The sequence below is a fragment of the Bacillus sp. 1NLA3E genome (assembly GCF_000242895.2).
In the GTDB taxonomy this organism is placed as follows: Bacteria; Bacillota; Bacilli; order Bacillales; family Cytobacillaceae; genus Bacillus_BU.
Genome location: NC_021171.1, coordinates 4031227 through 4044176 on the forward strand (window position 1 = coordinate 4031227; position 12950 = coordinate 4044176).

Below are 12950 nucleotides of genomic sequence, written 5' to 3' on the forward strand. Positions count from 1 at the left end.
TCCGATTACCTCCCGTCCCTTTGTTCATTTACAACGAACAATTGTGTTTGTATAAAAGACATTATATTTCTAGTTTTCAGTTTTTACAATAGTTTTTTATCCCCTTTTATTATAAACCGCTTACATGACTCAAGCCTAATTTTATGTATTTCCTTTATTAGTGTTGAACTTTTCTTTTTCACTAGGCGGTGTTACTAGAATGTTGATTTCCGTTCCAGGCGCTCGCTTTCCGCGGGGCGGGCGGTGAGCCTCCTCGGCGCTTCAGCGCCTGTGGGGTCTCACCTGTCCCGCTGCTCCCGCAGGAGTCTTCGCGCCTTCCACTCCAATCAACATTTGCAAAAAAAATCAACATTGAGCTTTAACACAGCCTTTCACTAAAAAAACCTGCGAAGTATTTCACTTCACAGGTTTACAAGTTTTAATGAGAAAACTGGGCCTTCCAGTCTTTGTTTACTAACGTCTTAGGATCTTTTCCGGTTAGAACCATTTCTATATTTTCTAAACACAATTTCATCATCGTCATTCTAGTTTCCATGCTTGAACTTCCGATATGAGGAAGTGCTACAACATTCGTAAGTTTAAGGAGCGGATGATCTGCAGAAATTGGCTCTTTTGTAAAGACATCTAACCCTGCTCCGGCAATCTCCCCATTAACAAGAGCATCATATAATGCCTGCTCGTCAGCAACTGGTCCCCGAGAAGCATTGATAAAAATAGCTGATTTTTTCATTTTTTGAAAAACTGCACGAGTAAATAAATTTTTTGTTTCATTCGTCAACGGTGTTAAACAAACGATAAAGTCTGAGCGTCCTACTAACTCTTCAAAACAAACGTATTTCGCCCCAATCGCTTCTTCCACTTCTGGTTTATGCGAGCGATTATGATATAAAATCTCCATATCAAAACCAGTTGCTCTTTTCGCAACCGTTTCCCCGATTTTACCCATCCCAACAATTCCGATTGTTTTATGATGAATATCGTGTCCAGCTAATAATAACGGACTCCAGCTTTGCCATTTTCCTTCTTTTACAAATTCAGCAGATTCAACGATTCTGCGAGCAGTCGCCATCAATAAAGCAAATGTTAAATCGGCGGTTGTGTCGGTCAAGACATCGGGAGTGTTACAGATAGCAATTCCCCGTTTAGTTGCTGCTTGGATATCGATATTATCATAACCTACTGCAAGGTTGGCAATGACTTTCAAGGAATTCCCGGATGATAATACTTCTTCATCAATAGGATCTGAAAGCATCGTAATCAAAGCATCAGCGCGTTTTGCCTCCGCTAATAAAATCGATCTAGGTACAGGAATATCCTCACTATCCCACATCTTGATTTCGAACTGATTACTCAATTCGACTATTACACTTTCTGGAAGCTTCCTTGTAATAAAAATATAAGGCTTCATACTTTACCCCATTTCCAAATATCGTAATTACTATTCTAATATACTACAAGGAAGGGTTTACATGAAGCAAAATAAAGCAAATCTGCTGTCTGCAAGCTGTTTGTGACAGTAATATTAGGAAAATTAAACCATAAAAATTAAAGTCTTTTGAGCCATTCAACTTCTGGAATATTTCGGGTTCGGATTGGGGCTTCTATTACATGATAAAAGTTCCTCAAAAATTGTTCATATTCACCAGATTGATTAAGCAGTTTTAACATTTGATCCTCTAAAGAATTTCTTGTCTGCTCGGATTGAGTCAAATAATATCCCTCTACACTCTCAAAATAATGTAGTGGGAATAACATTCTTGCATAAAGAAGACGCCAAGAAAATGGGGATAGTTTTGTGGTACTTTGGTAGTCAGCAAAAAATCCCTTCAAATCTGGTTCATAGGTTTGCGTGTTATAAAAATAGCGTTCTCTTGTCCATTCAGCAAGGTCTCTGCTACCATGATCAAGTACCCACTCAAAAGGGTTCTTAGTTAAAATACTATCTCCCCAAGTGCTTGAGCTAAATCTCTCATGACATATTGTACCATGGTCAATTTCGGTAGGTGTTTCATCTAACTCAGTATCTACCAAATATTGAATTGCATTCTCTGCCAATCCCATGTAATAAGGAAATGACTCTAAAAACATTCTTTCAAATTCATTTTCAGGAAATTGAAAAAGCTTCCCGTTCCAAACATTTTCCATTTGATCTAATCTTTTTTCCCATAGTTCCTTCCATTGCCCGAGTCTGCTTATTTTTTTTATTGGATACTGCAAGGATCTTCCCCGTTTATGGAATTTGCCTAACTTCCTACCTAACTTAGTTATTTTCCTTCTCTCCACACTTTTGCTGACAAGGACACACGCTTTATCATTTTCCCATTGACTCAATAACTCTCCATTTTTGGCAGGAAAAAACAATGGAACCGAACTGTCTCCATTTTGTGATAAATGTAAGGCGATTGTTTGTAACTCAGAAAGTTCATCTGTGTCCTTGTTAACAGGGCGGATTAAAAAATAAAGCTGGTCTCCCCTTCTACATGCAGAGTAATTTCCAATTTTAATTTCTTCATCGGCTTTAATACCATAGTTTCTTTCAAGCCACAGTTGAATCATCTTTCCACCTCTTTTTCAGGCTTCGATACTTATATATATGTGATTTGGGTTAAAAACTTGTTTGCAACTTCGATGGGTATTTGAATAAGTCAATAACTGTAGGAGATGATGATAAAGGAGACTTTTTTAACGAGAATATTTTCATAAAAAAGTGTATATATATAGGACAAATGAAGAAGAAAAGGTGAGCATATGGACGAAAATAACATCGTAAAAATGACAGAGAAAACAGCACGCAAATGGCTTCATGAGAGGGGAGTCGAAATTCAAGATATCGCAAACCTGGTTTTCTATCTTCAAGAAAAATATCATCCAAATTTACAAATGAAAGATTGTATTCATAATGTTGAAAGGGTTTTGTCAAAACGAGAAGTCCAAAATGCAATATTAACAGGGATTCAGCTTGATGTATTAGCTGAAAAGGGGCTATTAGAAGAACCATTACAAACAATTGTTGAAACGGATGAAAGTCTCTATGGCGTAGATGAGATTCTGGCATTTTCAATCGTAAATGTTTACGGTTCAATAGGCTTTACAAATTACGGATTTATTGACAAGCAAAAACCTGGTATTCTAAAGGATTTAAATGATAAATCATCTGGTAAATGCCATACCTTTTTAGACGATCTAGTTGGTGCAATTGCCGCCGCTGCCTCCAGCCGGCTTGCCCATCGAGCAGCAAATGTTGATTGACTCATCAATTATTATTCAAACAAGGTAGTGTGAGCAGAGCAAAACAGGTTATTTTATGTATATAAATTTATTTGCTTTCGCATCAAAATAACAACGAAAAAATTTATTTGCGTCGCTCCGCCCCTTCACCATCAGGAGGAATCCTTCTGAATCCTGGATTCCCCCTGCAATATCCTTACTAAATTTCCAACCAATCTGCTAAAGAATCAACAACAAACGTTGGCTGATTAGAGTATCCTTTTAGATGCTCCTTCGAAGTTACACCAGTATGGACAAGCAAAGTGTCCAACCCAGCATTCATTCCTGCCAAAATATCTGTGTCATAGTTATCCCCAACCATTAACGTCTCTTCTTTTTTCGTTCCTAACACCTTTAATGCTTGCTCCATGATAATCGACTCTGGTTTCCCAATAAAGATTGGCTTTGTTTGCGTAGAAACCGTGATAACCGATGTGAGTGCACCATTTCCAGGTAGCAATCCTCTTTCCGTTGGAATCGCAATGTCTCCATTTGTTGAAATAAAAGTTGCCCCATTTCGAACCGCTAAACAAGCAACGGCAAGTTTTTCATAACTGATATCCCGGTCAATTCCGGCGACAACAAAATCAGCATCTTCCCCCGCTTTTTGAAAATTCTTTTGTTCAAGTGCTGTTTGAATCCCTTCTTCACCAATCACATAAACCCTTGCAGCAGGATTTTGTTCATTAATAAAGTTTGCAGTTGCTTGGCTAGTTGTAAATACTTGCTGTGCCTTTGCTGGTATATCGAACTCTCTTAATTTTTCGGCAACCTGTTCAGGCGTCCGGGATGAATTATTTGTTACAAATAAATAGGGGATTTGTTTTTCATGAAGTCTTTTAACAAATTGGACTGCCTCAATGATTCTCTCCGTCCCCCGGTACATGGTTCCATCTAAGTCAATTAAATATCCACTGTATTTTTTCATCATTCTCACTCCTAAAAATAGCGTATTCTTCCTGTTGTTCTAGACAAAACAATGCTTCCAAACGACTGGAAGCATTGTTTATTTTGGTTTATTTTTTGGCTGTGTTAAACTTGTCTGTTGATTTCCGCTACAGGCACTCCGCTTTCCGCGGGCTCGCCCGTGAGCCTCCTCGGTCGTTCCTCCCTGCGGGGTCTCACTCAGCTCGTGCTCCCGCAGGAGTCTCGTGCCTTCCGCTCCAATCAAAGAGCCTATTTTTTAAAAGCAGAAACGGGGCTGAGTTCAGTTTCAAGATACTGTCTTACCATTGGTGCGAATTTCTTTAAGATTGGTAACGTATCGGTAAAATCCTGTTGCAGCGCTTCATGGGAAATTTCCATATACTGCTGTACAAGTATTTTTCGATATGGAATGATTGTTTTAAGTCCTAAACTAACCTCTTCAGAAACCACTTTCTCATCTGTTAAAATATCGATAATATCCTCGTAACTCCCAGGATCCCGCATGATAAACCCATCGATAATATCATTTCCAACATCCAATATTGCTTCTATCATAATATGGGGTATACGTTCCAAAGCCGCTTTTTCAACTGGTGTGTTCCAATCCTGGGTCCGTTCAAACAAGCTTATTTGTTTTTCTAAGTAAACCAAGATTGCTTCAATTTTTTCTCTATCAATAAAATACATGACAATTTCACCCTTTCAAGACTGATTATTTTTTAACAATTGAAAAATTTGATAAGATAGCATTATGTACAAATTCATCCCATTTGCATTACTCAGGAGGTCTTTATGACGCATCGCTATTTTTTATATGATGAAAAAGAAGAATCAAAAACACGTTTTGTCAGTTTTGTTGGCGATACACAAAGGTTTGACCTTGCTATCGTTCAATCTGGACGGTTCTATGGCAAACAATTACTGTTAGATTTACAAGGAAGTCGTTTTGCCATTATTGGGCCTGATGACCTCGAAGAAGAAGGATATTTAGAACATATTTTCCAGTTCACAGAAGAAGAAGCCGCGGAATTAAGATCATTTCTTTATGAAACAATTTAATCACGATCCTTTCAACTAAGGCAAGCTAGTATGTAATAACATTAGGTCAGATTAATTATATCTGACCTATTTTTTATTTATTCACTTTTTTCATGACAAAATAAGCACATCCGAAATTACAGTACTCGTATAAGTATTCAGTTAATGTACTTATTTTTGTATCAAACGAAGCCTTTTGATTCTGATCGTCGAAAAAACCGCGTAGGCGAAGTTGACCATAACCCCAATCACCAACAATGTAATCATATTTGCTTAAAATATCACTATATCTTCCCCTAAAGGCTTCTTCATTAAAACCAGTTCGTTCGTCTTCAATTACTTCATAACAAACGTTATTGATACAAATCAAAATATTCACCTCTCTTTTGAAGTCACTCCTATTTTTATTAAAAATTCGTCTTATATAAATTATAACTGATTCCCCATCAATTACTAAGAGAAAAACACAGTTTCCGGGTCATTCTAAACATGAGGAGGTGGATTGAGTGAGAAAAGGCCTAATTATTGCTGGTATTTGCGCGCTATTTACCTCAACTGGTTGTGCAAATAACAAAGCAGACCAAGATACTCGCGGGATTTACAAAACAAGCGGCAACACTATAAATGTCAATAACGAAAGAGCAGAGCTTTATAACGAAGGGAATAAGAAATCCCTCCAGGAAAAAAGTGAAGATTTTGGTTATGTACGACATTCTCGAAACCCAGTAATGGGAACTAATTCTTCGAATGATCATTATGCTGCAATCGACCGGGAACAATTGGCAAAACTTATTAGTCAATATAGTACGGATGTGCCAAATGTTGATGATGTCTCTGCGCTTGTTACAGATGAAGAAGTATTAATTATATATAAAACTGACTCAAACAACAGATTCGAAACAGCTGACCAAGTAAAAAGAATGGGTATGACAGTCGTTCCACGCTGGTACCATGTCTATGTTTCTGACAATACAAATTTAAGAAAAAATGTAGAAAATTACTCAACCTTAGATTCCGACAGTCGAAACGTTGATAGCATGATTAATGGTCTAATCAAACAAATGTTAAAATCACCACAAGGACGTGACATGAACAGTGGTGAGAATGCTAATGGAGAATCAAAAGATGGACCAAACGCAAACCTAACTAATGATAATATAAGTCAGACCATGCAAAAATAATCAAAAGAGTTCAGCTTACTGGGCTGAACTCTTTAATTTACTATGCTTCTTTTGCTTCCTGTTCTCCTGAAAGCTGTTTTTTCTTTGATGCTGAATTTACTTGTTCATCGGCATGATAAGAAGAACGCACTAGTGGTCCTGACTCACAGTGACTGAATCCCTTGTTAAATGCAATTTCTTTTAATTCCTGAAATTCCTCAGGTCGGTAATATTTTTCAACCTTTAGATGCTTGTTAGATGGTTGGAGGTATTGTCCAATCGTGATGATCTCAACATGGTTATCTCTTAAATCATCCATTGCTTCAAGTATTTCTTCTTTTGTTTCGCCGATTCCGATCATAATGCTAGATTTTGTTGGAATGTCTGGCTGTAATTCCCTTGAACGACGCAATAATTCCAAGGAACGTTCATAGGTTGCTCGTGCTCGAACGGTTGGAGTAAGTCTGCGAACCGTTTCAATATTGTGATTAAGTATATCTGGTCGAGCCTCCATCAGCTTCTGAATATTTTCGTATACCCCACCCATATCAGAAGGAAGAACTTCAATACTTGTAAATGGATTTTTACGACGGATCGCTTTAATTGTTTCGGCAAACACAGTGGCGCCTCCATCTTTTAAATCATCACGCGCCACCGCGGTCACCACTACATGCTTTAAATTCATTAAACTAACTGAATCAGCAACCCGTTCAGGCTCTTCCCAATCAAGTTCTGTAGGTTGCCCTGTTTTAACTGCACAAAAACGGCAAGCTCTCGTACAAACATCGCCAAGAATCATAAAGGTTGCTGTTTTCCTTACAGCCCAGCATTCGTGAATATTTGGGCATTTTGCTTCCTCACAAACTGTATGTAGACTTTTGTTTCTCATCATTTTCTTAAGCCCAGTATAATTGTCATTTGTATTTAATTTTATTTTTAACCATTCTGGTTTACGTATCAATTCTTCTTTTTTGCTCACTTTTCCACTCCATTCATGCTGTTTATTTCTTTTCACTGTACCATATCAAAAAATGAGAACAAGCGCAAAGAACTCGATTACCATTTATTGATATTAATGTTTTTACAAAGATATCCACAAACTAAGTGTACGAATTAAAAAGAAGGGAGGAAGATTCCATTGCGGCTTTTTCTGATGATGATTTTGCTTTGTGGGAATTTCGCCTTTTATGTTGAACATTCTCATGCAAATGAACAGGATAAAGATAAATATCAAAAAAGAATGGAATTATATAAAAAGGTTGAAGCAATCACAAATATCCCTTGGTATTACCTTGCTGCTGTTGACCAGTATGAAAGAAATATCAGATTCTCCCGCCGTGATCTACCCAAACCTGTAGGGACTATTGGAATCTATTTCCGACCCGAAGAATGGGCAGGTCTTTTAAATCCAAACGCGAATGACGATTCCCCGTCATCCATTGCATTTTTTGACGGGATTGGGGTTGATGGAAACGGAGATGGAAGAGCAAACCGCTCGGATGATGAAGATGTCATTTTCGCTTTCGCCAATTACCTTCTTTCTTACGGAGTGGATCATGAAAATATCAAAATCGGCCTTTGGGAATATTACCATCGAGATAAGACTGTAGGGATTATTATTGGAAAAGCAAAACTCTATCGGCATTTTGGAAAACTTGATCTAGAAAATCATGCATTCCCAGTTCCGATCCGTAGCAATTTTAGTTATAAAAATACTTGGGGAGATGCACGCGGCTGGGGTGGAAGAAGAATTCATGAAGGAACAGATATTTTTGCTGGTTATGGGGTTCCTGTTCGGGCGACCTCATTTGGAATTATTGAAATGAAAGGTTGGAACAAATATGGTGGTTGGCGTATTGGAATTCGCGACATCAATAATAACTACCATTATTTTGCTCATCTAAGCGGATTTGCAAAGGAGTTAAAAGTTGGACAAGTAGTGCAACCAGGAATGGTTATTGGCGGAGTCGGTAGTTCAGGCTACGGTCCACCAGGAACATCTGGTAAATTCCCTCCTCACTTGCATTATGGTATGTATAAAGATAATGGTTATACAGAGTGGTCCTATGATCCCTATCCTCATTTAAGACTTTGGGAGCGCCAAGACCGGCAGCAGGCAAAGAAAAGATAACAGGAAAGTCCTGTTATCTTTTCTTTGCCTATGATCAACTTTTTCCTAATTTGTTTGTTTTGGCACTTCAAAAGAAGGAGCAGACGATTTACCCCCACTATTATAAAATTGCGGCACATTCCCTTTAAGTAAAAACATAGCTACCGGCACATCTTCAGTTATTGTTGTTACCCTTGTAGCAAATGGAATAATAACTTGGACATTCACCTTAAAGTGTACATATACTTGAAGGTATGCGTTATTAATCCCAAAATCCTTAATTTGTGTTTTTACATCAGAACTGACATCACCTATTGCTGAAAATTGGATTGGAATCTGTGGGCCTATATTTCCTAACAATACATTATTTGTTGTTTTACCGAGAGGAACGCTATATTCAATTCCTTCCGAATTATTTTTTTTGTTTTTTTCAAATTCAACATCCGTAATTAGCTCGATTTCTGATAAATTCCCACTCTCAATATCATTTAAATTTTTTTGAACGAGGCTTGTTGTTTCTGCCTTCACCCGATTGACAATCTCTGCATTTAATTTCGACATCCCTTCTTGACCAGGGACACTTTCGATAATTTTATCTAATTCCATCCCGCTGGCGATTTTTTTATTGATAGCATTGCTTATAACAAGCGTTGCGATTTTCCGTGTTTCAGATTCCGCATATTTCATTAAAGTTGGTTTTAGTGCAGTGTTCACGACCCATAAACCAGTTGCAGTTGAAAAAATAAAAAAAACAAACGTAAGTAAAATAACATAACGAAAAGGAAGAGGACCTTTCCGCGGAAACCGACGGCGAAATTTTGGCAAAATTAATCCCCCCTTCAACAAAATATATGCAAGCAAGAGGAGAACTAGCTCAAAATATATGAATTTAATCTTTCTCAAATCATTTTTAGGATTGCTTCTTTCCCGGTCATTCCCCTATGAATGCCCCATGCTTCCGCTTCAACTGTAACAGATTCTAGCGGTGCATTAAGAAGCTCGTCAATCGTTTTTACACCAACTGCTCGCCCAGCAAGAATCTTCCTGTCGCTTAGCTTTTCATTGAGCAGCCCAACATCTAAAGCGCCGCACATTATATATCCTTTATCACTGGTTACAACCAGTAAATTTGTCTTCGGTAGTTTAACTGAAATGCTAATAAAGGTATGTCCATTTAATTCAATCGGTGACAAATCAATCAATTTTCCACACTCCTTCCTATAGTATTTTATGTGCAATAAGGAAGGAGGTGTATATTTTATGCATTTGAATCAAATTTGGGATAGTTTTTTTTCAGTTTCCATTCAAGAACATCCCTTAAAAACTCAGGTAAATAATAGGTTTTATTCTCTGCACGGAATATTTCTGGAAAATAGCGTCCAAATGTGAACATATCTGGAATAGCTAGTTTATATATTTTTTCAGGAACGATTTGCTCATTGCCAATTAACACTTCTATCATAGATTGTTTACGGTTAACTGTTATTCCACTATAGATGAATGCCCCCATCACCTTACCGCGGAAACCCAATCCTGTCACTTGAAGATGTGGCCAGTGTTCTTCTTGAGTTTGAAGTAAAACTTCCTTTAGTTCCCTACCCGAAATCTCAACTAAACAAGGGTTAATAGGATGAGGGCAAATTTCTAATAAATCAAAACGGGTAACTAGTCCCTTTTCTAAACCACCTAGCAGTAAGCCAGAATTCATAAAAGCACAATCAGCACCACACCATTCATGAAGCGCCTCGCACAACAGTGCAGGTAGAGGAGATTCCTGAAGCGGATTACTAATTAGGTTCTCTGAAAGGTGAACAATATTTTTTTCCAAAAGCTGTTTACCTTTAGTATGCAAACGGTTCACATTTTCCAGTTCAGTTTCAACCGGAGGAAGCTCATTTGTGTCATATAAAATAGCCTCACGTTTGATTACTTTCCCATTTTCCAATTCTAAAGTAACATGGCCCACAAACTGACCATACTTTCCAGCAGCACAAAGCATGCTATTATTTATTATTTTCCCTTGGTGGAGAAGGTGGTGAGTGTGTCCACCTAAAATGATATCAATCTCAGGGAATTCACGGGCAATTGCCTCATCCTCGTGAAGTCCTAAATGGGACAATAATATAAGGACATCTGTTTTTCCATTAAGTTGGTCAATTTGCTTCCTTAACTCCTGGAAGGGCTCCTTAAGCTTCCATCCTAATAACCCATATAGATGTTCATAAAAAACGGTTAGACCTATTATACCCACCCTTGTACCACTGTTTGTGGTCAGAATTTGGAATGGTTTGACCCAATCTGGTCTGGTCCCGTCCTGGTTAAATAAATTTGCAACGAGGATTGGGTATGTTGCTTGGCCATACATGGAATCAAGAGCTTCATGTGGGAACGTGATACCCTCATTGTTTCCTATTGTCACAGCGGTATAGCCGGCTTGGTTCAGAAGCTCAATATTTCCCTTTCCCATTGTTCCGTCTGAATATGGATGAAATCGATCGACATGATCACCGATATCAAAAAGGTATACTTCATCGCCAACATCTTGATGCCACTGTTTTCTATCATTCAAAAACGAATGAATTCTTGGCCAATGCTCAAAATGGCTATGTAAATCGTTTGTATGATAAATATGGATGATTTCCATCGTTGCATCATTCCTTTTTGCTGCTTTATATTTATTTAATCTATAACAACATGATAGCATATCGCTATGAAGGATTATCAGTGTTATGCGTTTGGCTGATTGGATTTGTTTCTGGTGTTGGTCTCGACGGGTTCTCTCCTATCCTACCCTATTCGCCAGATTGTGTGGCCACAATCCGCCAAAGTCGGGCGCCTATCCGCCGATAATTGCCTCCAATCCGCCAATAAACTGGCCCCATCCGCCAAATTAGCACTCCCATCCGCCAACCAACAAAATAAATGCAAAAAATCCGTTCACCATTTAATGGTGAACGGATTTTTAAACAAAAGGATTAGCCGATTGAACCTTCCATCTCGAACTTGATGAGACGATTCATTTCAACAGCGTACTCCATTGGAAGTTCTTTTGTAAATGGCTCAATAAAGCCCATGACAATCATCTCTGTTGCGTCTTGTTGAGAAACACCACGGCTCATCAGATAGAATAATTGTTCTTCTGATACTTTTGATACCTTCGCTTCATGCTCAAGGGAGATATTGTCATTTAAGATTTCATTGTAAGGAACCGTATCAGAAGTAGATTGGTTATCCATAATCAATGTATCACATTCAATATTAGCACGAGCTCCATCTGCTTTGCGGCCAAAATGGACGATTCCACGATAAGTTACTTTGCCGCCATGTTTTGAAATTGACTTCGAAACAATGGTTGAAGAGGTATTCGGTGCTAAGTGGATCATTTTCGCACCGGCATCCTGGTGCTGTCCTTTTCCAGCAATTGCGATGGAAAGAGTCATGCCCCGGGCACCTTCTCCTTTTAAAATAACAGCAGGGTATTTCATTGTTAACTTAGATCCGATGTTTCCATCAATCCATTCCATTGTCGCATTAGCGTCACAGACCGCTCGCTTCGTTACTAGGTTAAAAACATTGTTTGCCCAGTTTTGGATGGTTGTGTAACGACAGTAAGCATCTTTTTTAATTATAATTTCAACTACTGCACTATGAAGTGAATTCGTTGTATAAACTGGAGCAGTACAGCCTTCAACATAATGAACGCTAGCACCCTCATCCACAATAATTAAGGTCCGTTCAAATTGACCCATGTTTTCCGAATTGATCCGGAAGTATGCTTGAAGCGGAGTATCCACCTTTATGCCCTTTGGAACATAAATGAATGATCCTCCTGACCATACAGCCGAGTTAAGAGCCGAAAACTTATTGTCAGTTGGTGGAATCACTTTTGCAAAATGTTCACGGAAAATATCTTCATTTTCACGTAATGCAGAGTCGGTATCCTTAAAGACAATTCCTAGATCTTCTAGTTCTTGCTTCATATTATGATAAACAACCTCTGACTCGTATTGTGCAGAAACACCCGCTAAATACTTTTGCTCAGCTTCTGGAATCCCAAGCTTATCAAAGGTTTGTTTAATTTCTTCAGGTACTTCATCCCACGATTTTTCAGAACGCTCTGATGGCTTTACGTAATAAGTAATTTCATCAAAGTTTAACGATGCCAAGTCACCACCCCATTGAGGCATTGGCATCCTGTAGAAATGCTCTAACGACTTTAATCGGAAGTCAAGCATCCACTGTGGTTCGCCCTTTAATTTTGAAATTTCCTCAACGATCTCACTTGTTAAACCACGCTTAGATCGAAAAATGGAAACATCTTTATCGGCAAAGCCATATTTATAATCACCGATCTCAGGCATTTTTTTTGCCATCGTCGAATTCCTCCATTTCTTGCAGGGAATCTTGCTTCACTGCTTTTTAGTCATTGGCACTGGTTAGGACAGGCA

14 protein-coding genes are annotated in these 12950 nt (G+C 38.3%); 4 read left to right on the top strand and 10 right to left on the bottom strand.

Annotation, left to right across the window (positions count from 1 at the left end):
- Positions 1–418: 418 nt before the first annotated feature.
- Both B1NLA3E_RS19425 and yutH read right to left on the bottom strand, forming a co-directional pair.
- On the bottom strand, positions 419–1408 hold the full coding sequence (locus B1NLA3E_RS19425; RefSeq protein ID WP_015595520.1) for a 2-hydroxyacid dehydrogenase: 990 nt from the start codon (positions 1406–1408) through the stop codon (positions 419–421).
- Positions 1409–1545: 137 nt separating this feature from the next.
- On the bottom strand, positions 1546–2556 hold the full coding sequence (gene yutH, locus B1NLA3E_RS19430) for a spore coat putative kinase YutH (RefSeq protein WP_015595521.1): 1011 nt from the start codon (positions 2554–2556) through the stop codon (positions 1546–1548).
- Positions 2557–2748: 192 nt separating this feature from the next.
- Between yutH and B1NLA3E_RS19435 the strand changes: the two genes are divergently transcribed.
- Complete coding sequence (locus B1NLA3E_RS19435; RefSeq protein WP_015595522.1) at positions 2749–3249, top strand: phosphatidylglycerophosphatase A family protein; 501 nt, start codon at positions 2749–2751, stop codon at positions 3247–3249.
- Positions 3250–3427: 178 nt separating this feature from the next.
- Here the strand turns inward: B1NLA3E_RS19435 and B1NLA3E_RS19440 are convergent, their stop codons facing one another.
- Entirely contained in the window at positions 3428–4195 is a 768-nt protein-coding gene (locus B1NLA3E_RS19440; protein ID WP_015595523.1) for a TIGR01457 family HAD-type hydrolase, read from the bottom strand.
- A 248-nt stretch (positions 4196–4443) separates the two neighbouring features.
- Entirely contained in the window at positions 4444–4881 is a 438-nt protein-coding gene (locus B1NLA3E_RS19445; protein WP_015595524.1) for a DUF86 domain-containing protein, read from the bottom strand.
- Positions 4882–4986: 105 nt separating this feature from the next.
- On the opposite strand from B1NLA3E_RS19445, the gene B1NLA3E_RS19450 reads away from it, so the two are divergent.
- Positions 4987–5253 (top strand): DUF3055 domain-containing protein, encoded by a 267-nt coding sequence (locus B1NLA3E_RS19450; RefSeq protein ID WP_015595525.1) that lies wholly within the window; start codon positions 4987–4989, stop codon positions 5251–5253.
- 73 nt (positions 5254–5326) lie between these two features.
- Here the strand turns inward: B1NLA3E_RS19450 and B1NLA3E_RS19455 are convergent, their stop codons facing one another.
- Entirely contained in the window at positions 5327–5602 is a 276-nt protein-coding gene (locus tag B1NLA3E_RS19455) for a YutD family protein (protein ID WP_015595526.1), read from the bottom strand.
- 136 nt (positions 5603–5738) lie between these two features.
- Between B1NLA3E_RS19455 and B1NLA3E_RS19460 the strand changes: the two genes are divergently transcribed.
- The gene (locus B1NLA3E_RS19460) at positions 5739–6413 is read left to right on the top strand and encodes a YhcN/YlaJ family sporulation lipoprotein (RefSeq protein ID WP_015595527.1); all 675 of its coding nucleotides are present in this window, start codon (positions 5739–5741) and stop codon (positions 6411–6413) included.
- Positions 6414–6453: 40 nt separating this feature from the next.
- Here B1NLA3E_RS19460 and lipA read toward each other — a convergent pair whose 3' ends face one another.
- Positions 6454–7407 (bottom strand): lipoyl synthase, encoded by a 954-nt coding sequence (lipA, locus tag B1NLA3E_RS19465; protein ID WP_083935140.1) that lies wholly within the window; start codon positions 7405–7407, stop codon positions 6454–6456.
- A 138-nt stretch (positions 7408–7545) separates the two neighbouring features.
- Here lipA and B1NLA3E_RS19470 point away from each other — a divergent pair, with 138 nt between their 5' ends.
- Complete coding sequence (locus B1NLA3E_RS19470) at positions 7546–8523, top strand: M23 family metallopeptidase (protein WP_083935200.1); 978 nt, start codon at positions 7546–7548, stop codon at positions 8521–8523.
- Between the two features lie 45 nt (positions 8524–8568).
- Here the strand turns inward: B1NLA3E_RS19470 and yunB are convergent, their stop codons facing one another.
- The 4 genes from yunB to sufB form a co-directional block, all read right to left on the bottom strand.
- Entirely contained in the window at positions 8569–9327 is a 759-nt protein-coding gene (yunB, locus tag B1NLA3E_RS19475) for a sporulation protein YunB (protein WP_041580700.1), read from the bottom strand.
- 74 nt (positions 9328–9401) lie between these two features.
- Entirely contained in the window at positions 9402–9704 is a 303-nt protein-coding gene (locus tag B1NLA3E_RS19480; RefSeq protein ID WP_015595531.1) for a YunC family protein, read from the bottom strand.
- Between the two features lie 56 nt (positions 9705–9760).
- Positions 9761–11146, bottom strand: coding sequence for a bifunctional metallophosphatase/5'-nucleotidase (locus B1NLA3E_RS19485; protein WP_015595532.1), 1386 nt, complete (start codon positions 11144–11146; stop codon positions 9761–9763).
- Between the two features lie 331 nt (positions 11147–11477).
- Positions 11478–12875 (bottom strand): Fe-S cluster assembly protein SufB, encoded by a 1398-nt coding sequence (sufB, locus tag B1NLA3E_RS19490; RefSeq protein WP_015595533.1) that lies wholly within the window; start codon positions 12873–12875, stop codon positions 11478–11480.
- Between the last annotated feature and the right edge of the window lie 75 nt (positions 12876–12950).